Source organism: Nitratireductor sp. J20-h4, assembly GCF_056780505.1.
This window is the reverse complement of the sequence record NZ_CM165557.1, coordinates 4,251,431-4,273,499: the sequence shown is the minus strand read 5'-3', so window position 1 is coordinate 4,273,499 and position 22,069 is coordinate 4,251,431. Positions and strand designations below refer to the sequence as shown.

General features: G+C 66.7%; 16 protein-coding genes. 7 read left to right on the top strand and 9 right to left on the bottom strand.

Annotated features, from left to right (window positions below):
- Window positions 1-141: 141 nt before the first annotated feature.
- Together gndA and mgrA are read left to right on the top strand one after the other, a co-directional pair.
- On the top strand, window positions 142-1,554 hold the full coding sequence (gndA, locus tag ACT2B0_RS20685) for an NADP-dependent phosphogluconate dehydrogenase (RefSeq protein ID WP_473460133.1): 1,413 nt from the start codon (window positions 142-144) through the stop codon (window positions 1,552-1,554).
- A 41-nt stretch (window positions 1,555-1,595) separates the two neighbouring features.
- Complete coding sequence (gene mgrA / locus ACT2B0_RS20680) at window positions 1,596-2,642, top strand: L-glyceraldehyde 3-phosphate reductase (protein ID WP_473460132.1); 1,047 nt, start codon at window positions 1,596-1,598, stop codon at window positions 2,640-2,642.
- Between the two features lie 117 nt (window positions 2,643-2,759).
- On the opposite strand, the gene ACT2B0_RS20675 is transcribed toward mgrA, so the two are convergent.
- The 7 genes from ACT2B0_RS20675 to hutI form a co-directional block, all read right to left on the bottom strand.
- Window positions 2,760-4,304 (bottom strand): TRAP transporter large permease, encoded by a 1,545-nt coding sequence (locus tag ACT2B0_RS20675; protein ID WP_473466147.1) that lies wholly within the window; start codon window positions 4,302-4,304, stop codon window positions 2,760-2,762.
- Window positions 4,304-4,807: a TRAP transporter small permease subunit gene (locus tag ACT2B0_RS20670; protein ID WP_473460131.1), complete on the bottom strand. Its 504-nt coding sequence runs from the start codon at window positions 4,805-4,807 to the stop codon at window positions 4,304-4,306. Before ACT2B0_RS20670 ends, ACT2B0_RS20675 begins: the two co-directional genes overlap by 1 nt.
- 52 nt (window positions 4,808-4,859) lie before the next feature.
- On the bottom strand, window positions 4,860-5,951 hold the full coding sequence (locus tag ACT2B0_RS20665; RefSeq protein ID WP_473460130.1) for a TRAP transporter substrate-binding protein: 1,092 nt from the start codon (window positions 5,949-5,951) through the stop codon (window positions 4,860-4,862).
- Window positions 5,952-6,037: 86 nt separating this feature from the next.
- Window positions 6,038-7,711 (bottom strand): urocanate hydratase, encoded by a 1,674-nt coding sequence (gene hutU, locus ACT2B0_RS20660; protein WP_473460129.1) that lies wholly within the window; start codon window positions 7,709-7,711, stop codon window positions 6,038-6,040.
- Window positions 7,708-8,520 (bottom strand): N-formylglutamate deformylase, encoded by an 813-nt coding sequence (hutG, locus tag ACT2B0_RS20655; protein WP_473460128.1) that lies wholly within the window; start codon window positions 8,518-8,520, stop codon window positions 7,708-7,710. Before hutG ends, hutU begins: the two co-directional genes overlap by 4 nt.
- The gene (gene hutH / locus ACT2B0_RS20650) at window positions 8,517-10,052 is read right to left on the bottom strand and encodes a histidine ammonia-lyase (RefSeq protein WP_473460127.1); all 1,536 of its coding nucleotides are present in this window, start codon (window positions 10,050-10,052) and stop codon (window positions 8,517-8,519) included. Before hutH ends, hutG begins: the two co-directional genes overlap by 4 nt.
- Before the next feature lie 2 nt (window positions 10,053-10,054).
- On the bottom strand, window positions 10,055-11,263 hold the full coding sequence (hutI, locus tag ACT2B0_RS20645) for an imidazolonepropionase (protein WP_473460126.1): 1,209 nt from the start codon (window positions 11,261-11,263) through the stop codon (window positions 10,055-10,057).
- 80 nt (window positions 11,264-11,343) lie between these two features.
- On the opposite strand from hutI, the gene ACT2B0_RS20640 reads away from it, so the two are divergent.
- From ACT2B0_RS20640 to hemA, 3 genes are all read left to right on the top strand, one after another.
- Window positions 11,344-12,714, top strand: coding sequence for a formimidoylglutamate deiminase (locus ACT2B0_RS20640; RefSeq protein ID WP_473460125.1), 1,371 nt, complete (start codon window positions 11,344-11,346; stop codon window positions 12,712-12,714).
- Window positions 12,711-13,412, top strand: a complete 702-nt coding sequence (locus ACT2B0_RS20635; protein ID WP_473460124.1) for a GntR family transcriptional regulator — start codon at window positions 12,711-12,713, stop codon at window positions 13,410-13,412. Before ACT2B0_RS20640 ends, ACT2B0_RS20635 begins: the two co-directional genes overlap by 4 nt.
- A gap of 268 nt (window positions 13,413-13,680) precedes the next feature.
- Window positions 13,681-14,895: a 5-aminolevulinate synthase gene (gene hemA, locus ACT2B0_RS20630; RefSeq protein ID WP_473460123.1), complete on the top strand. Its 1,215-nt coding sequence runs from the start codon at window positions 13,681-13,683 to the stop codon at window positions 14,893-14,895.
- A 91-nt stretch (window positions 14,896-14,986) separates the two neighbouring features.
- Here hemA and ACT2B0_RS20625 read toward each other — a convergent pair whose 3' ends face one another.
- Both ACT2B0_RS20625 and dnaK read right to left on the bottom strand, forming a co-directional pair.
- Window positions 14,987-16,105: an acyltransferase family protein gene (locus ACT2B0_RS20625; RefSeq protein ID WP_473460122.1), complete on the bottom strand. Its 1,119-nt coding sequence runs from the start codon at window positions 16,103-16,105 to the stop codon at window positions 14,987-14,989.
- A 461-nt stretch (window positions 16,106-16,566) separates the two neighbouring features.
- Entirely contained in the window at window positions 16,567-18,483 is a 1,917-nt protein-coding gene (gene dnaK, locus ACT2B0_RS20620) for a molecular chaperone DnaK (RefSeq protein WP_473460121.1), read from the bottom strand.
- A 306-nt stretch (window positions 18,484-18,789) separates the two neighbouring features.
- Between dnaK and ACT2B0_RS20615 the strand changes: the two genes are divergently transcribed.
- Window positions 18,790-19,911: a zinc metalloprotease HtpX gene (locus ACT2B0_RS20615; RefSeq protein WP_473460120.1), complete on the top strand. Its 1,122-nt coding sequence runs from the start codon at window positions 18,790-18,792 to the stop codon at window positions 19,909-19,911.
- A 407-nt stretch (window positions 19,912-20,318) separates the two neighbouring features.
- A complete protein-coding gene (locus tag ACT2B0_RS20610; RefSeq protein WP_473460119.1) occupies window positions 20,319-22,013 on the top strand; it encodes a glycine/sarcosine N-methyltransferase in 1,695 nt (564 codons plus the stop codon).
- Window positions 22,014-22,069: the final 56 nt, after the last annotated feature.

Sequence of the window (22,069 nt, the reverse complement as noted above, 5' to 3'; positions counted from 1 at the left end):
GTCGACCGTGCCGCGATCGACGCCGCCCGGCGCTTGGCCAATCGGCACGGACCGGAAAAACGCGCCGTTCCGCGCGCGGCGGTCTTGCGGCGGGCCGCGAACTGGTTTGTGAATGGAGTTGTAACCTTGGAAAGGGACGGCATGCACACGGCTGAAATCGGATTGATCGGACTTGGCGTTATGGGCTCCAATCTGGCGCTCAACATCGCCGAGAAGGGCCACCGGATCGCGGTGTGGAACCGGACCGCGGAAACGACGCACCGTTTTGCCGAACGGGCAGGCGCGCTGGGCGCCATGATCGTGCCCTGCGACACGCTTGCCGAACTTGCCGCCGCGATCCGGCCGCCGCGGCCGATCATCCTGATGGTGCCGGCCGGCGGTATCGTCGACGAGCAGATCCACGCGCTCAGGCCGCTGCTGTCGGCCGACGACATTTTGATCGACGCCGGCAACGCCAATTTCCGCGATACGATGCGCCGGTTCGACGAACTCGACGGCAGCGGTATCGCCTTCATCGGCATGGGCGTGTCGGGCGGCGAGGACGGCGCGCGCAACGGACCATCCATCATGGTTGGCGGCGCGCCGTCGTCCTGGCTGCGTATCAAGGACGTGCTGGTCGCCATCGCCGCGCGCTACCGCGACGAGCCCTGCGTGGCCCATCTGGGACCGGATGGCGCCGGGCATTTCGTCAAGACGATCCACAATGGCATCGAATATGCCGACATGCAGATGATCGCCGAGGTCTACGGCCTGCTGCGCGACGGAGCCGGCCTCGAGACCGGGGAAATGGCGCGGCTGTTTCAAACATGGAATGGCGGGCGGCTGGAATCCTATCTGGTCGAGATCACCGCCAGCGTGCTGGCGGCGAGCGATTCCGAAACCGGCGCCCCGGTCGTCGATGTCATCCTCGACCGCGCCGGCCAGAAGGGCACCGGCCGCTGGGCGGCGATCGAGGCGCAGACCATGGCGGTGCCGGCCACCGCGATCGAGGCCGCCGTCGCCGCCCGCAGCCTGTCGGCGATGAAGGACGAGCGCGTCGCCGCCGAGGCGCTCTACGGCGCGCCGGCCACGGCCTTTTCGAAAGCCGACAAACGGGCCGTGATCGATGATCTCGAAAGCGCCCTTTATGCCGGCAAGATCGCGGCCTACGCGCAGGGTTTCGCGGTGATGGAAGCCGCTTCGCGCGAATTCGCCTGGGGCCTGCCGTTGGCGACGGTCGCGCGGATATGGCGGGCGGGCTGCATCATCCGCTCGCAGTTCCTCGACGACATCGCCCGCGCCTATGACGAGGAGGCGCCGGCCAACCTGCTGGCCGCCCCGCGCTTCGTCAAGGCCATGCAGGACGCGCACCCGGCCCTGCGCCGCACGGTCACCAGGGCGGCGGCGGCCGGCATTCCCGTGCCGGCGCTTTCGGCCGCGCTTGCCTATTTCGACACCTATCGGACCGCGCGCGGCACGGCCAATCTGATCCAGGCCCAGCGCGACTATTTCGGCGCGCACGGCTTCGAGCGGATCGATACCGGCGGCGCCCATCACGGCCCCTGGTCGGGGTGACGACAACGGCGCGGCCCGGCCGCGCGGAAAGGAAGACCCCGATGGGATGGCAGCCGGCCGAGAACCGTTATCAGACCATGCAGTACCGGCGTTGCGGGCGCTCCGGGCTGAAATTGCCGGCCATTTCGCTCGGCCTGTGGCACAATTTCGGCGACGACACCCCGCATGAGGTGAAGCGGGCCATCTGCCGCAAGGCGTTCGATCTCGGCATCACCCATTTCGATCTCGCCAACAATTATGGACCGCCGCCGGGCTCGGCCGAGACCGCGTTCGGCGCAATTCTGCGCGACGATTTCTCCGGGTTTCGCGATCAGCTGATCGTGTCGACCAAGGCCGGTTACGACATGTGGCCGGGACCCTATGGCGAATGGGGCAGTCGCAAATATCTGCTTGCCTCGCTCGACCGGAGCCTCGAGCGGCTCGGCCTCGACTATGTCGACATATTCTACTCGCACCGCTTCGATCCCGACACGCCGCTGGAGGAGACGATGATGGCGCTCGACCGGGCGGTGCGCTCGGGCAAGGCGCTTTACGCCGGCATCTCCTCCTACAATGCGCGCCGCACGCGCGAGGCGGCCGCGATCCTGCGCGAGCTCGGCACGCCCTGCCTGATCCACCAGCCGAGCTATTCGATGATCAATCGCTGGGTCGAGGCGGACGGCCTGCTCGACACGATCGACGAGCTCGGCATCGGGTCGATCGTGTTCTCGCCGCTGGCGCAGGGCATGCTGACGGCGAAATATCTTGGCGGCATCCCCGACGAAAGCCGGGCCGCGCAAGGCAAGTCGCTCAGGCCGTCCTTCCTCTCCGACGCGACGCTCGCCAACATCCGCGCGCTCAACGCCATTGCCGAGCGGCGCGGCCAGACGCTGGCGCAAATGGCGCTGAGCTGGGTGCTGCGCGGCGGCCGCGTGACCTCGGCGTTGATCGGCGCCAGCCGGCCCGAGCAGGTCGAGGACTGCATCGGCGCCCTGAAGAATCCCGATTTCACCGACGCCGAGCTTGCCGAAATCGACCGCTACGCCCGGGACGCCGACGTCAATCTGTGGGCGGCGTCGGCCGAACGCGAGGGGCCGGCGCGCAAATAGGGCGGACGGGCGATCCTGGAGCGTTCCGATACGAAGCGGACGCCGGTTCGCCGTTCGCAAACGGGTCAGGACAATAAGGTGGAGCCGGCCTGCGATCCCGTGAATGGCAGGATGGCTCTAGAAGATCGCCGCCGGCAGCCAGGTGGCGATCGCCGGCATCAGCCAGATGATGGCCATGCCGATCAGTTGCAGGGCGATGAACGGCGCGACGCCGGCATAGATGTGCCCGGTGGTGATCTCCGGCGGCGCGGCCCCGCGCAGGTAAAACAGCGAAAAGCCGAAAGGCGGCGTCAAAAACGACGTCTGCAGATTGATTGCGAGCAGGATCGCCAGCCACACCGGGTCGTGGCCCATCAGGATCAAGACCGGCACGATCAGCGGCAGCAGGATGACGGTGATCTCGACGAAGTCGAGGAAGAAGCCGAGCACAAACACCAGCGCCATGCAGAAGATCAGCGCCCCGGTCGGGCCGCCGGGCATGGCGGTCAGGATCTGTTCGATGCGTTCCTCGCCGCCGAGCCCGACAAAGACCAGCGAAAAGATACTGGCCGTCAGAATCGTGGCGAAGATCATCGCCGTCACCGTCATGGTCGAGGTGAGCGCCGGTTTCAGCATGCCGATGCGGGCCATGCGGGCGAGCGAGGCCAGGATCGCGGCGACGCCGGCGAGCGCCAGGCCTGTGTAGAGCGCGCCCTGGACCCAGCCGATCAGCGTGACGTCGCTGCGTTGCAGGCGAACCGGCGCCAGTCCTGCCGCCACGGCCAGCAGCAGCAGCGCCGCGGCGCCGAGCAGGATCAGGCTTTTCGGCGCGCCGTTGCGGTAGCCCGCCATCAGCACCGCGCCGACCGCGCCGACGGAGGCGGCCTCCGACGGGGTGGCGACGCCGCCGAGGATCGCGCCAAGCACGGCGACGATCAACAGGATCGGCGGCACGATCGCGCCGATAATGGCGGTGAGGTCCGGGCGGGGTTCGGATGTATCGGCCGGCGGCGCATCGGCGGGCACGAGGAAGGCGCGCGCCAGCACGTAGACGATATAGATGCCGACCAGCGTCAGACCGGGCAGCAGCGCGGCGGCGAAGGTCTGGCCGACCGAGATCGTCTCGACGGTGAACTTGCCCTGTTCGAACTGCGCCTGCTGATAGGCGTTCGACATCACGTCGGACAGGATGATCAACAGTGTCGAGGGCGGGATGATCTGGCCGAGCGTGCCGGCGGTGCAGACCACGCCCGACGCGAGCCGCGGATTGTAGCCGTTGCGGAGCATGGTCGGCAGCGCGATCATGCCCATGGCGATCACCGTCGCGCCGACGATGCCGGTCGAGGCGGCAAGCAGCGCGCCGACCAGCACGACCGAAACGCCGAGCCCGCCGCGCAGACCGCCGAACAGCCGGCCCATGGTTTCCAGCAGTTCCTCCGCCACCCGGCTGCGCTCCAGCACCACGCCCATCAGCACGAACAGCGGGATCGCGATCAGCACGTCGTTGGTGAGAACGCCGAAGACGCGCTGGCCGAGCGCGCCGAGCAGGGTGATGTCCATCTGGCCGGCGGCCCATCCCAGGAAGGCGAACACGGTTGCCACCCCTGCGATCGAAAACGAAACCGGAAAGCCGAGCAGGATGCAGCCAATCAGGCCGGCGAACATCAACAAATCGAGCGGCATCACGCGGCGGCCTCGCGCAGGCGGACGAGGTCGCGCAGCAGGCAGGCGACGGATTGGACGATGAGCAGCACGCAAAAGGCCGGGATCAGCGATTTCAGCAGGAAGGAGGCCGGGATGCCGCCGACCGAGATCGGGCCTTCCAGGATCGACCAGGAATTGCGCACCGACGGCCACGACCAGACCAGGAGCACGGTCATCGACGGGATCAGCAGGACGAGATGGCCGAACAGGTCGATCGCCGATTGCCGCCGCCGGCTGGCCTTGGCGTAAAAGATGTCGACGCGCACGTGACCGTCGACAAGCAGCGTGTAGCCGGCGCCGAGCATGAACAGCGTCGCGTGCAGGTAGAGCACGCTTTCGTTGAGCGCGATGAAGCTGATGCCGAAAACGTACCGCAAAAGCACGATCCCGAACTGCACCAGCACCATCAGGATCGCGCACCAGCGCACCACATTGCCGACGGTCCGGTTCACGCTGTCGAGCCAGTCGGCAAGCGCGGTCATGCTGCCCCCTTGTGAAGAGGTCCGCCGGCGGCGAAGCACCGGCGGAGCCCGGTCAGTATGTGTAGTCGAGCGCCCGGGCGTTCATCTGCCCGTTATCGGCATAGACCATATAGTCGGCCACCGAACTGCGATAGGCCAGGAAGCTCTCCACGATCCGTTTGACCAGCTCGTCATTGTCCTCGCGCAGATCCGCGATCACCTCGCCGGCCGCGTTGCCCAGCGCCACGATCACCTCTTCGGGCAGCTTCTTGACCTGCACGCCCTCCTCGGCGACCAGTTTCTGCAGCGCCAGCGCGTGCTTGGTGGTGTATTCGGTCCACACCGGATTGTAGAGGCTCTCGCAGGCAAGCGCGACGGCGGCCTTGAGATCGTCGGGCAGGTCCTCGTAGACCTTGGCGTTGACCACGCACTCCTCGGCCGAGGACGGTTCGCCGACGCCGGGCCAGTAGTAGTTCTTGGCGACCTGATGGAAGCCGAGCGCGCTGTCCGACCACGGGCCGATGAATTCGCCGGCGTCGAGCGCGCCCGATTGCAGCGCCTGGAACATGTCGCGACCGCCCATCGCCTGCACCGCCATGCCGATCTTGGCGCACATCTCCGAAGCCAGGCCGGTGGTGCGGAACCGCAGGCCCTTGAGGTCGTCGACCGAGTTGATCTCGCCGCGGAACCAGCCTTGCCATTGCGGGCCGGAATTGCCGCACAGGAACGGCTTCAGTCCGAACCGGGCATAGATCTCGTCATAAAGCGCCTGACCGCCGCCATGGGCGAGCCAGCCGAACTGCTCGTCGGCCCTCAGGCCGAAGGGCTGCGAGCCGAACAACAGGATGCCCTTCGACTTCGAGCCCCAATAGGCCGGGACCGCATGGTAGAGTTCGGCCGTGCCTTCCGAGACCGCGTCGAAGACGCCGTTGCCCGGCACCAGCTCGCCGGCGGCGTAGAGCTTGACCTCGATGCGCCCGCCCGACAGCGTGGTGATGCGGTCGGCCAGCATCTGCGCGGCCACGCCCGGCCCCGGCAGGTTTTTCGGCCAGGCCGTGACCATCTTCCATTCGCGCTTGTCCTGCGCGATGGCCGGGGTGGCCAAAGCCGCGCCGGCCGCCACGCCGCCAAGCGCGGTTTTTGTCAAAAACTCTCTGCGTTTCATTTTTTCTCTCCCTTTTTTCGACTGAATTCCCCGAATTTTGCCCTCAATCCGAGCTTTTTTATACGTTTATGCGACCAGGAACGGCGCTAATTTCCAAGAATCGCCGGCAGTCTCAGGCCCTTTTCCCGCGCCCAGTCGAGCGCGATGTCGTAGCCGGCATCGGCATGGCGCATGACGCCGGTCGCCGGGTCGTTCCACAACACGCGCTCCAGCCGGCGTGCCGCAGCCTCGCTGCCGTCGGCGCAGATCACCATACCGGCATGCTGCGAAAAGCCCATGCCGACACCGCCGCCATGATGCAGCGACACCCAGGTCGCGCCCGAGGCGCAGTTCAAAAGCGCGTTGAGCAGCGGCCAGTCCGAAACCGCGTCCGAACCGTCCTTCATCGCCTCGGTCTCGCGGTTGGGCGAGGCGACCGAGCCCGAATCGAGATGGTCGCGGCCGATCACCACCGGCGCCTTCAATTCGCCCTTGGCGACCATCTCGTTGAAGGCGAGGCCGAGCCGGTGGCGGTCGCCGAGCCCGACCCAGCAGATGCGCGCCGGCAGGCCCTGGAAGGCGATGCGCGCGCGCGCCATGTCGAGCCAGCGATGCAGGTGCTCGTTGTCGGGCAGGAGTTCCTTTACCTTCTCGTCGGTGCGGTAGATGTCTTCCGGGTCGCCCGAGAGCGCCGCCCAGCGGAACGGGCCGACGCCGCGGCAAAATAGCGGCCTGATATAGGCCGGCACGAAGCCGGGAAAGGCGAAGGCGTTTTCAAGCCCTTCTTCCAGCGCCACCTGGCGGATATTGTTGCCGTAGTCGAGCGTGGGCACGCCCTGGTTCCAGAAGGCGACCATCGCCTCGACATGTTCGCGCATCGAGGCGCGGGCGGCCTTTTCCACCGCTTGCGGGTCGCTCTCGCGCTTGGCGCGCCATTCGGCCAGCGACCAGCCTTTCGGCAAATAGCCGTTGATCGGGTCGTGCGCCGAGGTCTGGTCGGTGACCATGTCCGGCCGCACGCCGCGTCGTACCAGTTCCGGCACGATCTCGGCGGCGTTGCCGAGCAGGCCGACCGATTTGGCCTCGCCGGCCCGGGTCCAGCGGTCGATCATCGCCAGCGCCTCGTCGAGCGAGGTCGCCTTTTCGTCGACATAACGGGTGCGGATGCGAAAATCGATGCGGCTCTCGTCGCACTCCACCGCCAGGCAGCAGGCGCCGGCCATCACGGCCGCCAGCGGCTGGGCGCCGCCCATGCCGCCGAGGCCGGCGGTCAGGATCCACTTGCCCGTCAGATCGCCGTCATAATGCTGGCGCCCGGCCTCCACAAAGGTCTCGTAGGTGCCCTGCACGATGCCCTGCGAGCCGATATAGATCCAGGATCCGGCCGTCATCTGGCCGTACATCATCAGCCCCTTGCGATCGAGCTCGTTGAAATGGTTCCAGTCGGCCCAGTGCGGAACGAGATTGGAATTGGCGATCAGCACCCGCGGCGCGTCGGCATGGGTGCGGAAGACGCCGACCGGCTTGCCCGATTGCACGAGCAGGGTCTCGTCGTCGGCGAGCGTCTTCAAGGTGGCCGCGATGCGGTCGAAATCGTCCCAGGTGCGCGCGGCGCGGCCGATGCCGCCATAGACCACCAGCTCGTTCGGGTTCTCGGCCACGTCCGGGTCGAGATTGTTCATCAGCATTCTGAGCGGCGCTTCCGTCTGCCAGCTCCGGGCGTTGAGTTCGGAGCCGCGCGGGCTGCGCACGTCGCGAATATTATGGCGGGGATTGCTCATGGCCGGTCTCCGGACGTCAGGGACGACGCGATCGCCTCGATGCGCGTCAGGATTTCTGTGAGATGGGCCCGCAGCCGCCCGGCCTTCTGGGGATCGTAGTCGAAGGGCGGGGCTTCCGAGGCCAGGTGGGTGGCCTGCGTCAGTTCCATCTGGATCGCGTGCACCTTGTCAGCGGGCTTTCCATAGTGACGCGTCGTCCAGCCGCCTCGGAAGCGGCCGTTGACGACGTGGCTGTAGCCGTCGGCGGCGGCGCAGATATCGGCGACGGCCGTTTCGAGCGCGGGCGCGCAGGTTTGGCCGTTATTGGTGCCGATGTTGAAGTCGGGCAGGCGGCCCTGAAACAGGAACGGGCAGACGGAGCGGATCGAGTGGCAGTCATAAAGCACCGCGACGCCGTGCAGCGCCCTGACACGCGCGATCTCGGCCGCAAGCGCGGCGTGATAGGGCCGGTGAAACGCGTCGAGCCTTTCGGCCACGTCCGTGTCGGTCGGCGCCGCGCCGTCGCGCCAGATCGGCCGGTCGTCAAAATCGGTTACCGGCACCAGGCCGGTCGTGTTCTGGCCGGGATAAAGGCTTTTGCCGAACGGGTCGCGATTGGCGTCGATCACGTAGCGATGGAAGGTCGCGCGCACCGTGGTGACGCCGGGCAGGAGGCCGTCATAGAGCCGGTCGACATGCCAGTCGGTGTCGGTCAGCAGCCTGCCCTGTTCGTTCAGCCGCTCGAAAATTTCGGCGGGCACGAAAGTGCCCGTATGCGGCAGGCCGAGGATGACGGGCGAGGTGCCCTGGCGCACGTCGACGGGGGTCATGGGGCCGGCTCCAGCTTTGGCAGGATGCCGGCGCTGACGCTGGCGTTAAGCGCGCCGGAGCGCACCAGTCCGCTCGCCGCCTCCAGATCGTCGGCCATGAAGCGGTCGACCTCGAGCGTCGGCACGACGCCGCGGATCGTTTCCAGGGCGCGCATCAGTTCCGGACCGGTCTTCAGCGGCGCGCGCAACTCGACGCCCTGGGCCGCCGTCACCGCCTCGATGCCGACGATGCCGGCCAGGTTGTCGCTCATGGCGAGCAGGCGCCGGGCGCCGTGGCAGGCCATGGAGACGTGGTCTTCCTGATTGGCCGAGGTCGGCGTCGAATCGACCGAGGCCGGGTGCGCCATCTGCTTGTTTTCCGACATCAGCGCGGCCGACGTCACCTCGGCGATCATCAGGCCCGAGTTCAGCCCCGGTTTCTTCGCCAGAAAGGCCGGCAGGCCGAAGGACAGCGCCGGATCGACCAGGAGCGCGATGCGGCGCTGGGCGATCGCGCCGATCTCGCAAATTGCGAGCGCGATCTGGTCTGCGGCGAAGGCCACCGGCTCGGCGTGGAAATTCCCGCCCGAGACGACGCCGTCCGAAAGCACCAGCGGGTTGTCGGTGACGGCGTTGGCTTCGATTTCGAGTGTCCGCGCCGCCATGCGCAGCAGGTCGAGGCAGGCGCCGTCGACCTGGGGCTGGCAGCGGATACAATAGGGGTCCTGCACGCGCTGGTCGCCCTCGATATGGCTGTCGCGGATCTCCGAGCCGGCCAGCAGGGCGCGCAGCGCGGCCGCCGTATCGATCTGGCCCCGATGGCCGCGCAGGGCGTGGATTTCCGGGTGGAACGGCGCGGTCGAGCCCATGGCGGCATCCGTCGACAGCGCGCCGGTGATCAGCGCCGCGCGCGCCGCCCGGTGGGTGCGAAACAGACCCGCGAGCGCCAGCGCGGTCGACACCTGGGTGCCGTTGATCAACGCCAGCCCTTCCTTGGCGGCAAGCACGATCGGTTCGAGCCCCGCCTTGTCGAGCGCGTCGGCGGACGGCATGCGCTGACCCTCGAACACCGCCTCGCCCTCGCCGATCATCGCCGCCGTCATATGGGCGAGCGGCGCCAGGTCGCCCGACGCGCCGACCGAGCCCTTTTCGGGTATCACCGGCAGGACGTCGCGCGCCAGCATCGCCTCGATCAGCGCGACCGTCTCAGGCCGTATGCCCGACGCGCCGCGCCCGAGCGAGATCAGTTTCAATGCCATCACCAGCCGAACGATATCGCCGGAGAGCGGGGCGCCGACGCCGCAGCAATGCGACAGGATCAGATTGCGCTGCAGCGTCGCCACGTCGTCCGCAGGAATACGCACGCTGGCGAGCTTGCCGAAGCCGGTATTGATGCCGTAGACGGCCGCGTCGCCGCCGACAATGGCGGCGATGCGCGCGGCGGCGCTGGCGATGGCGGGGCGGAACCGGTCGTCGAGCATGACGGCATCGTTGCCGCGGTAGACGGCTTCCAGCGTTGCAAGCGGTACGGCGCCGGGATGCAGCACGATCATCGTCAGTCCTTCGCCTCCACGATGCGACGGTAAAGCGGATTGTCGCCGATGCGATAGGCGAGTTCGGCCGGGTGCTCGACGTCCCAGATCGCCAGTTCGGCGCGCTTGCCGGGTTCGAGCGTGCCGACCTCTTCGCCGAGACCGAGTGCAAGCGCGGCCTCGCGCGTTGCGCCGGCGAGCGCCTCTTCCGGCGTCAGGCGAAACAAGGTGCAGGCCATGTTGACCGCAAGCAGCAGCGACGTCATCGGCGAGGAGCCCGGATTGCAGTCTGTGGCGACCGCGATCGGCACACCGGCCGCGCGCAGCGCCGCGACCGGCGGCCGTTGCGTTTCGCGCAGGAAATAAAACGCGCCCGGCAAAAGCACGGCGACGCTGCCGGCTTTCGCCATCGCGGCGATGCCGTCGGCGGAAAGATATTCGAGATGGTCGGCCGACAGCGCGCCGTAAGACGCCGCCAGCTTCGCGCCGCCGAGATCCGACAATTGCTCGGCGTGCAGCTTGACCGGCAGGCCGAGCGCCTTGGCGCGATCGAAGACGCGGGCGATCTGGGCCGGCGAAAAAGCGATGCCCTCGCAGAACCCGTCGACCGCGTCGGCCAGCCCCTCGGCCCGCGCCGCCTCCAGGCCCGGGATCGCGACCTGGTCGATATAGGCGTCGGCGCGATCCTTGTATTCGGGCGGCACGGCATGCGCGCCGAGATAGCTGGTGCGCACGCGCACCGGCCGCAGCCTTTCAAGCCGGCGCGCCGCGCGCAGCATTTTCAGCTCGTCGGCGACGGTCAGGCCGTAACCCGACTTGACCTCGATGGTCGCCACGCCTTCGCCGATCAGTTGGTCGAGCCGCGGCAGCGCTGATTCCACCAGCGCGTCTTCGCTGAGCGCGCGCGTGGCCGAGACGGTGGAGACGATGCCGCCGCCGGCGCGCGCGATCTCCTCGTAGCTCGCCCCTTCCAGCCGCAGCTCGAATTCGCGGGCGCGATTGCCGCCGAAAACCAGATGGGTGTGGCAGTCGATCAGGGCCGGGGTCGCCAGCCGCCCGCCAAAGCTCTGCGACGGGGCGTCGGCCCAGCCGGCCGGCACGGCGTCGGCCGCGGCCACCCAGGCGATGCGGCCCGCCTCGACGCCGATCGCGCCGCGCTCGATCAGCCCGTAGGGCTTCCCGCCCGCCTCAAGCGTGGCGATACGCAGGTCGGAAAGGATCTTGCGCGTCATCGCTGGGTCGATTTCCGGTTTTCAAATCCGAGAATAACGCTATTATGTCTAGACATAACGAGTCAATTGGAAAGAGTGCGATGGCGTCGATTTTTGCGCGTGAAGCGCTGACCCGGGCCGGATGGCAGGCGAATGTGCTGGTCGAGATCGACCAGCTCGGCCGGATCGCGGATGTGAATGCCGACGCATCGCCGGCGGCAGACAGCCACCGTGTGGCCGCGCTCCTGCCGGCGCCGTCCAACCTGCACAGCCATACCTTTCAGCGCGCCATGGCCGGTCTGGCCGAGGCGCGCGGTCCGGCCGCGCATGACAGTTTCTGGACCTGGCGCGAGATCATGTATCGCTTTCTCGACGTGCTTGAGCCCGACGAGATCGAGGCCGTCGCCGCGCTCGCCTTCATGGAGATGCAGGAGGCCGGCTTCGCCGCCGTGGCGGAGTTCCATTATCTGCACCACCAGCCCGGCGGCGCCGCCTATGCCGATCCCGGCGAACTCGGGGCCCGCATCGCCGCCGCCGCGGCCGAGACCGGCATCGGGCTGACCCTGCTGCCGGTGCATTACGCCCAGGGCGGCGTCGACGGGCGGCCGCTTGCGGGCGGCCAGTTGCGGTTCGGCAACGATCTCGACCGGTATCTGGAGCTGGTTGCGCGCGCCGAGGCGACGATCAAGGCGCTGCCCGGCGATGCCGGTTGGGGATATGCGCCGCACTCGCTGCGCGCCGTCGGCGCCGCCGACCTCGAACGGCTGGCGGGAATGCGCGGCGACCGCCCGTTCCACATGCATATCGCCGAGCAGGAACAGGAAATCGACGAAATGCTGGCGGTTCATGGCGCCCGGCCGGTCGAATGGCTGCTCGACACGGTCGCGGTCGACCGGCGCTGGTGCCTGATCCATTGTACGCACATGAGCGAAAAGGAGACGGCAGGGCTTGCCGCCGCCCAGGCGACGGCGGGATTGTGTCCGGTCACCGAGGGCAATCTCGGCGACGGCATTTTCGACGGCGCGCATTTTCGCGCCGCCGGCGGCGTGTTCGGCGTCGGTTCCGATTCCAACATCCGCATCGGCGTCGCCGGTGAGTTGCGCCAGCTCGAATATTCGCAGCGGCTGCGCGACCGGCTGCGCGTGGTGATGGCCGACGCCGGTCAGTCGAGCGGCCGGGAACTCTATGGGACCGCGCTGGAGGGCGGTGCGCGCGCGCTCGGCCGCGACAGCGGCGCGCTTGCGCCGGGACAATGGGCCGATCTGCTCGCGCTCGATCCGGCCCGTTCGGCGCTTTTTGGCCTGACCGGCGACCGCCTGCTCGACGGCTGGATCTTCGCCGGCGGCAACGAGACCGTCACCGATCTGTGGTCGGCCGGCCGCCACATGGTCCGCGACGGGCGGCATCGCGGCCGCGATGCGATCGTGCGGCGCTATGCAAGCTGCATGGAATCGGTCATGGCACGGTTATGACGACCGATCGGCGCACCACCTTCCGCGACATCAAATCCGAGCTCGAACGCCGGATCGCCCGCCGGGTCTGGCCGCCCGGCGCAACGATCCCCGGCGAGGAGGCGCTGGCGGCCGAATTCGGCGTGGCGCGCGCCACCGTCAATCGCGCGGTGCAGGAACTGGCGCGGTCGGGCATTGTCGAACGCAAGCGCAAATCCGGCACGCGGGTCGCGCTTTATCCGGTGCGCGAGGCACGGCTTTCGATCCCGCTGGTGCGCAAGGAGATCGAGGCCAAGGGCGCCGCCTACGCCTATTCGCGGCTGAGCCGCGACATTATTGTCGCCCCCGATTTCCTGCGCGCGCGGCTCGCCCTGCCGGCTTCGGCCAAAGTGCTGCATCTGCGCTGCCTGCACCTGGCCGACCGGGCGCCGTTCCAGTTCGAGGAGCGCTGGATCAATCTCGATGCGGTGCCGGAAGCCCGCGACGAGGCTTTCGAGGAGATCGGGCCGAACGAATGGCTGGTCGAAAACGCGCCGTTCTCGCGCGCCGAGTTCGCCTTTCGCGCCGCGCGCGCCGGCCGCGACGAGGCCGCGCTGCTGCAGGTGGTCGAGGGCGAAGCCGTGTTCGTGGCCGAGCGCATGACCTGGCTTGCCGACAAGCCGATCACCTTCGTGCGCATGGTCCACCCGCCCGGCCACCGCATGGTGACGGAAATCTGAGCCTCCCGGCCTCGCCCCGCAGGGCTGTCGCCGGGCCGCTGCGGCTCGAAACCGGGGCCGCCGGTTTCGGCGTCGTGCCGGCGCCACGCTTGCGCCAGATCAAGGCGCCGCCGCGGCAACCGGGCCAAGGGGGGACGAGACCCCGCGGCACGCGGGGCTGGACCGCCTGCATTGAAATATGCAAATCTTTGAATGGAACGTTTTGCCGCGTCTTCGAGGGAAGACAAAAACCGTCCGGCAGGTTAGAAAAGTTCCAAGGAGAACACGGATGGACTTCGAAGCCTTTTTTGCCACGAAGCTCGACGGCCTTCGCGACGAGGGCCGCTATCGCGTTTTCGCGGAACTGGAGCGGCATGCGGGCTCGTTTCCGCGCGCGACGCGCTTTGTCGGCGACGAAACCCGCGAGGTCACCGTATGGTGCTCGAACGACTATCTCGGCATGGGCCAGCACCCCAAGGTGATCGCGGCCATGCACGAGGCGCTCGAGCGCTGCGGCGCCGGCGCCGGCGGCACGCGCAACATTTCCGGCACCAATCACTACCACGTCTTGCTGGAGCGCGAGCTGGCCGATCTGCACGGCAAGGAATCGGCGCTGATCTTCACCTCCGGCTATGTCTCCAACTGGACGACGCTGTCGACGCTGGGCGCCAACATTCCCGGCTGCGTGATCGTGTCGGACGAGGGCAACCACGCCTCGATGATCGAGGGCATTCGTCATTCCCGAGCCGAAAAGCGCGTCTGGAAGCACAATGACGTGCGCGATCTCGACCGCATCCTGTCGGAATACGGGCCCGACCGGCCGAAGATCGTCGCCTTCGAGAGCGTCTATTCGATGGACGGCGACATCGCGCCGATCCGCGAAATCCTCGACGTCGCCGAAAAACACGGCGCCATGACCTATCTCGACGAGGTGCACGCGGTCGGCCTCTACGGCCCGCGCGGCGGCGGCGTTGCCGAGCGCGAGGGGCTGATGGACCGCATCACCATCATCGAAGGTACGCTCGGCAAGGCCTTCGGCGTCGTCGGCGGCTATATCACCGGGTCCACGGCGCTGTGTGACTTCGTGCGCTCCTTCGCCTCCGGCTTCATCTTCACCACCGCCCTGCCGCCGCACGTGGCGGCCGGCGCGCTGACCTCGATTCGCCATTTGAAGTCGAGCCAGTTCGAGCGCGCCCGTCATCAGGACCGCGTGGCCAAGGTGCGCGCCCGCCTGGAGGCGATCGGCATCCCGACCATGCCCAATCCGAGCCATATCGTGCCGGTGATGGTGGGCGACGCCGCCAAGTGCAAATGGCTTTCGGATCTGCTGCTCGACAATCACGGCATCTACGTCCAGCCGATCAACTATCCGACCGTGCCGCGCAAGACCGAGCGGCTGCGCATCACGCCGTCGCCGCTGCACACCGACGCCGACATCGACCATCTGGTGCGGGCGCTTTCGGAACTGTGGTCGCAATGCGCGCTGGCCCGCGCCGTGGCCTGACGCCGCGGCGCTCGGTCCCGACCGGACCGCGAGACCGTCCAGAGCGCGGGCGTCTCCAGCGAAGCATGAACGCTTCTCGAAGCGAACCGCGCTAGCCGCCGGCCCGCTCCGCCGGCGCCACGGCGATCTCGGCCGGCCGCGGGCGCGGCTTTGCTCCCAGCAGCCGCCCCATGATCCAGTCTCCCGCGGGGCGCTCGAAATAGCGGTGGGACACCATGGCGACGCCGATCACCACAAGGGCGGGCACGAACCAGTAGGTATAAAACCCGACCAGGCCGAGCGGCTCGAGCAGCTTGCGCCAGACGATGGCCAGGAACACGCTTTCGATGACCGGGTGGATCAGGTAGATGCCGAGCGACACCTTACCGAGCGGGTGCAGGAAGGCGAGGTAGAGCGAGGAGTCGGGCCGGTTGCGTTCGGCGAGCGCGGCGCAGTACATGGCCAGGCCGAGCAGCAGCACGATCACGTAGGAATATTGATTGGTCGCCATCGCCGCGATCGCCAGCGCGAAGACGATCCAGGCCGGCGCGTGGCTTTCAAGGCGCCATCGGCTGTCGCGCACCGCCATCGCCACGAAGGCGCCGAGCGCGAAATCGGCGAAGGCGCGATAGGCGCCCCAGGTGTTGGCTTCCAGCCAGCTCGCGAACGGGATGATCCTGGCCGCCACGGCGACTTCCAGCGCCAGGATGCACAGCGCCGCCAGCACCGCCAGCCCGGTCTTGCCGCCGGCCCGGTAGGCCAGGATGATCAGCGGCAGGAGCAGATAGCAGAACCATTCCGCCGACATCGACCAGGCGACGTAGTTGAAGGTCAGCGTGTCGGTCAGACCCCAGGCCTGCAGCAGCAGCAGATTGGCCGGCAGCGCCGACCAGGCATAGCGGCCCGGATCGCCGGTCTGCACGAAGCCGAAATCGATCGCCAGCGCGACGACGCAGAAGAACAAAAGCGTAACCAGGTAGAGCGGGTAGAAGCGCGCGATGCGGCGCACCAGGTAGCGGCCGAAGCCGCCGCGCTCCCTCAAGAGCCTGTCGCCGTAGCGTTCCATGATCAGGAAGCCGGAGATCATGAAGAACATCTCCATCAGCGGCATCAGCCGATAGAGCGCCGCGCTGGCCCCCTCGTGACCCGGCGGCGCATAGCGCAGGAAATGCCACATCATGATGGTCAGCGCGGCGGTCAGTCGCCAGGTTTCGAAGATGCGGTAATGCATGCGCTATCAGCCGGCGTCGCGATGAAATACCGGAGTGTCATCGCATGCAATACTTCAGAATTTCCTAATACCTCAGCATATCGACAGCGATATTGAATACTCTTTAGGTTAGCCAGAAATATATATTGGATACACGCTACGGGTGAGCCGGGTTGTAGAGATGATGGCTGCCGTCCTCGGTCGTCGAAAACGACCGCGCGGGATCGCCAGGCAGAGCCCCTTGCCTTGTCGCCTAGAGCCGTTCTGCTTTTCGCAGAATCGCAGACCGGCTCTAATCTATTGTTGTGACGCGCTTTTCGAACGGCGAACCGGCTTCCACTTCGCCTGGAAACGCTCTCGCGGGAGAGCCGCCTGCCGCAACAAAAAACCCTCATCCGCGGAGCGGCCGCGAATGAGGGCTTTGTCGTTTTGCCTGCCGGCCCGGCGCGCGGGCCGGGCCTGCTGCTTGGCGGCGAAGCCGCTTAGGCGGACTTCTTCTTGTCGTCGTCGTCGATTTCCTCGAAATCGGCATCGACGACGTCCTCGCCGCTCTTTTCGGCGTCGGCCTGGGCGTCGCTTTCGGCCGCCTCGGCCTGCGAGGCTTCGTACATGGCCTGGCCGAGCTTCATCGAGACTTCGGCGAGCGCGTTGGTCTTGGTCTTGATGTCCTCGACATCGTCGCCCTCGGTCGCCGTCTTCAGCGCGGCGATCGCCTCGGAGATCGCGTTGCGATCCTCTTCGGAGACTTTTTCACCGTACTCGGCAAGCGACTTCTCCGAGGAATGCACCAAGGCCTCGGCCTGGTTCTTGGCCTCGACCGCCTCGCGGCGCTGCTTGTCGCCCTCGGCGTTGGTCTCGGCGTCCTTGACCATCTTCTCGATCTCGTCGTCGCTCAGGCCGCCCGATGCCTGGATGCGGATCTGGTGCTCCTTGCCGGTGCCCTTGTCCTTGGCAGAGACGTTGACGATGCCGTTGGCGTCGATGTCGAACGCGACCTCGATCTGCGGTACGCCGCGCGGTGCGGGCGGAATGCCGACCAGGTCGAACTGGCCGAGCATCTTGTTGTCGGCCGCCATTTCGCGTTCGCCCTGGAAGACCCGGATCGTGACCGCGGACTGGTTATCCTCGGCGGTCGAGAAGACCTGGCCCTTCTTGGTCGGGATCGTGGTGTTGCGGTCGATCAGGCGGGTGAACACGCCACCCAGCGTCTCGATGCCGAGCGACAGCGGCGTCACGTCGAGCAACAGCACGTCCTTGACGTCGCCCTGCAGAACGCCGGCCTGGATGGCCGCGCCCATGGCGACGACCTCGTCGGGGTTCACACCCTTGTGCGGCTCCTTGCCGAAGAACTGCTTGACCGCCTCCTGGATTTTGGGCATGCGCGTCATGCCGCCCACCAGCACCACCTCGTCGATCTCGCCGGCCTGCACGCCGGCATCCTTCAGCGCCGCCTTGCACGGGTTGATGGTGCGGCTGACCAGATCCTCGACCAGGCTTTCGAACTTCGCCCGGGTGAGTTTCATCGTCAGGTGCTTCGGACCGGACTGGTCGGCGGTGATGAAGGGCAGGTTGATTTCGGTCTGCGACGTTGCCGACAGCTCGATCTTGGCCTTCTCGGCGGCTTCCTTCAGCCGCTGCAGGGCGAGCTTATCGTTCTTCAGGTCGATGCCCTGTTCCTTCTTGAACTCCTCGGCGAGGTAATTGACCAGACGCATGTCGAAATCTTCGCCGCCCAGGAAGGTGTCGCCATTGGTCGACTTCACCTCGAACACGCCGTCGCCGATCTCAAGGATCGAGATGTCGAACGTGCCGCCGCCGAGGTCGTAGACGGCGATCGTGCCGGATTTCTTCTTGTCGAGCCCGTAGGCGAGCGCGGCCGCGGTCGGCTCGTTGATGATGCGCAGCACCTCCAGCCCGGCGATCTTGCCGGCGTCCTTGGTGGCCTGACGCTGGGCGTCGTTGAAATAGGCCGGAACGGTGATGACGGCCTTCTCGACCTTTTCACCGAGATAGCTTTCCGCCGTTTCCTTCATCTTCTGCAGGACCATGGCGGAGATCTGCGAGGGCGAATATTTCTTGCCCTGAACCTCGACCCACGCATCGCCATTGTCGGCCTTGGTGATCTTGTAAGGAACGAGCTTCTTGTCCTTGTCGGTCACCGGGTCGTCATAGCGCCGGCCGATCAGGCGTTTGACCGCGAAAATCGTGCCTTCAGGATTGGTCACGGCCTGCCGCTTGGCAGGCTGCCCGACGAGGCGCTCGTCGCCGTCGGGAAAGGCCACGATCGACGGCGTCGTGCGCGCGCCTTCGGCGTTTTCGACGACTTTCGGTTCCTTGCCGTCCATGACCGCGACACACGAATTCGTGGTTCCCAGGTCGATACCAATTACTTTTGCCATTCTTCTTCTCCGCTAAGCAGGCTGCCAAGGACCCATTGCGGCGTTCGGCGCGGCAGCCCCTGTTCACAAGAAAGCGCCCCACAGCTTCCCGAGGGAAAGCGCGTGCAGCGTTGCGGCGTATATAAGAACAGCGATTTCGGGGCGCAAGCGTCGTCCGGCGCGGATTGCCGGCAAATGCCGCCCGCCGGGCCTTCCGCGCCGCGCCGGAGCCGAAAAATCTCCCGGTCCGGCCGCTGGAAAAGGCCGACCTGCGCCGCGTCATCGCCGCGACTCGGCAAAACGCCGCCCGGCCCCCATATTGGCCACATGAGCCGGCAATCCAATCTCGACATCGTCCAGCAGCAGCGCAGCCGTGCGCTGAATACGCTTCACACCTGGCTGCTCGCCGCGGGCAGTCTGTCGATCCTCGCCGCCAGCGCCTGGGCTTTCGGCGGTATGGCGGCGCTCGTCTACGCGCTGCTCGTCGGCGCGGTGTCAATGATGGCGATGCGCCGGATCAGCCCGCGCCTGGTCCTGTCCATGTATAAGGCCAGGCCCGTCTCGCGCGCGCAGTTCGCCAGAGGGATCGCCGTCCTGGAGGAACTCGCCCGGCGCGCCGGGCTGCCGGCGGCGCCGGTTCTCCATGTCGTCCCCTCACGCATGATGAACGCCTTTGCCGTCGGCCGCCGCGAGGATTCGGCGATCGCGATCACCGACGCGCTCATGCGACAGATGACGCTGCGCGAACTGACCGCGATCCTGGCGCACGAGATCAGCCACATCGCCCATGAAGACGTGAAAGTGATGGCCCTGGCCGACATGGTGTCGCGTTTCACCTCGGTCCTGTCGACGGCCGGCCTTTTGTCGCTGGTGTTGAACCTGGTCGTCTTCGCCGGCGGCTACCAGGCGCAGGTACCCTGGCTGGCGGTCTTCGTACTGCTTGCCGCGCCCACCGTCGGCGGTCTGTTGCAGATGGCACTGTCGCGCACGCGCGAATACGACGCCGATCTCGGCGCGGCCATGCTGACCGGCGATCCCGAGGGGCTCGCCTCGGCGTTGGTCAAGCTCGAGCGTGCCCAGGGACGCCTGTGGGAAAGCCTGTTGCTGCCCGGCGGCCGTATTCCCGACCCTTCGGTGCTGCGCACCCACCCGCCGACCGAGGAGCGGGTTCGGCGGCTCATGGCCTTGAAGGGCGCGCGCGACCTGCCGGATGAGGACGTGCCCGTCCATGCGGGCGGCCGCGCGCGGCAACGGCGCGCGAGCTTCATTCCCGCCATTGGCCGACACCGCCGGCCCGACGCGGCGACCTACCGGCACCTTGCCGGCCTGATGCCGGGCGTAGCCGTGGTGGCGGAGGAAGAGGCTGCGCATCCGGCGCCAGCCACCGCGCTTGGCGACCCGGCCGGGCGGCCGCGTATCCGCATCCGCCGCGGCGGCGTGTGGTGGTAACGCGCCCGTTCTTCCCGCGCCGGCATCATGATCTTTTTCTGTTAGGCTGCTGAGGTCGCTGGCAAAACGCGGCGGCTGGGCGGCGTGCTACGCATCCGTGGCGAGAATGTCGCAATCGGACCTTGCAATGTCGTTTTCGAACGATATCCTGCGCCCATCAATCACGGTGGCATTTCCAGTCGATGGAGCCGCGCCTTTTCTCAGGCGCCTTGAAATCCGCCACCTCTGCTCTCGCAGCCTCTTTGCGCGCCCGCCGGGCGCGTTTCTGTGCGGGCAGGCGCCGCCCTGTCGGGGGTCCGAGGCGTTCACCATCCATGACGCGTGGTCCGTACCGGGCCGCGCCGCTGCTGCCCGCCGCGCCGGCCGGGCTGCGGCCGATGCGAACCACAGGCGAAACGGAGAGCGATATGAACGAGGCAGCACTCAAACAGCCGAATGCCGAGCTGGAAATGGACCAGCAGCGTTATGGCGACGATCCGCTGGCCGACCGCGAAACCGATCTCTATCGCGGCGAATATGTGATGACCTTCGTGGAGAAGTGGGACGAACTCATCAACTGGACTGCGCGCGCCGAAAGCGAGGGGCAGTTCTTCATCGACGTGCTGCGCGCCAGGGGCAAGGAAACCGTGCTCGACGTTGCGTGCGGCACCGGCTTCCACTCCGTGCACCTCAACGAGGCGGGCTTCAACGTCACCTCGGCCGACGGTTCGGCCGCGATGCTGGCCAAGGCGTTCCAGAACGGTCAGGCGCGCGGGCTGATCCTCAAGACGGTGCAGGCCGACTGGCGCTGGCTCAATCGCGACATCCAGGGCAAATACGACGCCATCATCTGTCTGGGCAATTCCTTCACCCATCTGCACACCGAGGCCGACCGGCGCCGTGCGCTGGCGGAGTTCTACGCCGCGCTCAAGCATGACGGCATCCTGATCCTCGACCAGCGCAACTACGACACCATTCTCGACGAGGGCTTCAAGACCAAGCACAAATTCTATTATTGCGGCGACAAGGTCACGGCCGAGCCCGAGCATATCGACGACAGCCTGGTGCGCTTCAAATACAGCTTCCCCGACGGCGCCGAATACACGCTCAATTTGTGCCCGATCCGCAAGAACTACGTGCGCAAGCTCTTGTCGGAGGCCGGTTTCCAGCGGGTGCGCACCTATGGTGACTTCCAGGAGACCTATACCGAAAACGAACCGGATTTCTTCGTCCATGTGGCCGAGAAGTCGACCCTGCACGTGGTGCGCTGGGGCGGCGAGGCGCGCGAGCAGGGGCAGAGCGATATCCGCGACGTCACCGAGGATTATTATGACGGCGACGATGCCGACACGTTCTATTCCACGGTCTGGGGCGGCGAGGACCTCCATATCGGCATCTACAAGGACACCAAGAACATCCGCGACGCGTCGGTCGTCACCGTCGACCGGATGATCGCGGCCCTGCCGAAGATCGATGCCGACACCAAGGTTCTCGACATCGGCGCCGGCTATGGCGGCTCGATGCGCCATCTGGTCAAGAAATTCGGCAATGAGGCGGCCTGCCTCAACATCTCCGAAACCCAGAACGACACCAACCGCCACAAGAACCGGCGCGCCGGTCTCGCCGACAATATCCGTGTCGTCCACGGTGTGTTTGAGGACATTCCCGAGGCCGATGCCAGCCAGGACGTGGTGTGGAGCCAGGACGCGATCCTGCATTCCGACCAGCGCGAAAAGGTGCTGGCCGAGGTCTGGCGCGTGCTCAAGCCCGGCGGCCATTTCGTCTTCACCGACCCGATGCAGGCCGACGAGGTGCCCGACGGCGTGCTGCAGCCGGTCTACGACCGCCTGCAGTTGAACAGCCTCGGCTCGTTCCGCTTCTACCGGGAGGCCGCGCAGGCGCTCGGCTTCGAGATCGTGGCGCAGGAGGACCTGACCGGCGATCTGCGCACCCATTATTTCCGGGTTCGCGAGGAGCTTTTGGCCAATTACGACAAGCTGCGCGAGAGCGGCGCTTCGAGCGACTATCTCGACAAGATGGCGGTCGGCCTGGAAAACTGGGTCAAGGCGGCCGATGCCGGTTATCTGGCCTGGGGCATCCAGCTGTTCCGCAAGCCCGCCTGAGAGGCAGGCGATATCACCTGAAAACCGCGGCGCCCCGGCAACGGGGCGCCGTTTTT

Excerpts from the sequence above, each read along its gene's own strand:
- gndA (WP_473460133.1), top strand. The coding sequence starts at position 142 with ATGCACACGGCTGAAATCGGATTGATCGGACTTGGCGTTATGGGCTCC.
- mgrA (WP_473460132.1), top strand. The coding sequence starts at position 1,596 with ATGGGATGGCAGCCGGCCGAGAACCGTTATCAGACCATGCAGTACCGG.
- ACT2B0_RS20675 (WP_473466147.1), bottom strand. The coding sequence starts at position 4,304 with ATGCCGCTCGATTTGTTGATGTTCGCCGGCCTGATTGGCTGCATCCTG.
- ACT2B0_RS20670 (WP_473460131.1), bottom strand. The coding sequence starts at position 4,807 with ATGACCGCGCTTGCCGACTGGCTCGACAGCGTGAACCGGACCGTCGGC.
- ACT2B0_RS20665 (WP_473460130.1), bottom strand. The coding sequence starts at position 5,951 with ATGAAACGCAGAGAGTTTTTGACAAAAACCGCGCTTGGCGGCGTGGCG.
- hutU (WP_473460129.1), bottom strand. The coding sequence starts at position 7,711 with ATGAGCAATCCCCGCCATAATATTCGCGACGTGCGCAGCCCGCGCGGC.
- hutG (WP_473460128.1), bottom strand. The coding sequence starts at position 8,520 with ATGACCCCCGTCGACGTGCGCCAGGGCACCTCGCCCGTCATCCTCGGC.
- hutH (WP_473460127.1), bottom strand. The coding sequence starts at position 10,052 with ATGATCGTGCTGCATCCCGGCGCCGTACCGCTTGCAACGCTGGAAGCC.
- hutI (WP_473460126.1), bottom strand. The coding sequence starts at position 11,263 with ATGACGCGCAAGATCCTTTCCGACCTGCGTATCGCCACGCTTGAGGCG.
- ACT2B0_RS20640 (WP_473460125.1), top strand. The coding sequence starts at position 11,344 with ATGGCGTCGATTTTTGCGCGTGAAGCGCTGACCCGGGCCGGATGGCAG.
- ACT2B0_RS20635 (WP_473460124.1), top strand. The coding sequence starts at position 12,711 with ATGACGACCGATCGGCGCACCACCTTCCGCGACATCAAATCCGAGCTC.
- hemA (WP_473460123.1), top strand. The coding sequence starts at position 13,681 with ATGGACTTCGAAGCCTTTTTTGCCACGAAGCTCGACGGCCTTCGCGAC.
- ACT2B0_RS20625 (WP_473460122.1), bottom strand. The coding sequence starts at position 16,105 with ATGCATTACCGCATCTTCGAAACCTGGCGACTGACCGCCGCGCTGACC.
- dnaK (WP_473460121.1), bottom strand. The coding sequence starts at position 18,483 with ATGGCAAAAGTAATTGGTATCGACCTGGGAACCACGAATTCGTGTGTC.
- ACT2B0_RS20615 (WP_473460120.1), top strand. The coding sequence starts at position 18,790 with ATGAGCCGGCAATCCAATCTCGACATCGTCCAGCAGCAGCGCAGCCGT.
- ACT2B0_RS20610 (WP_473460119.1), top strand. The coding sequence starts at position 20,319 with ATGAACGAGGCAGCACTCAAACAGCCGAATGCCGAGCTGGAAATGGAC.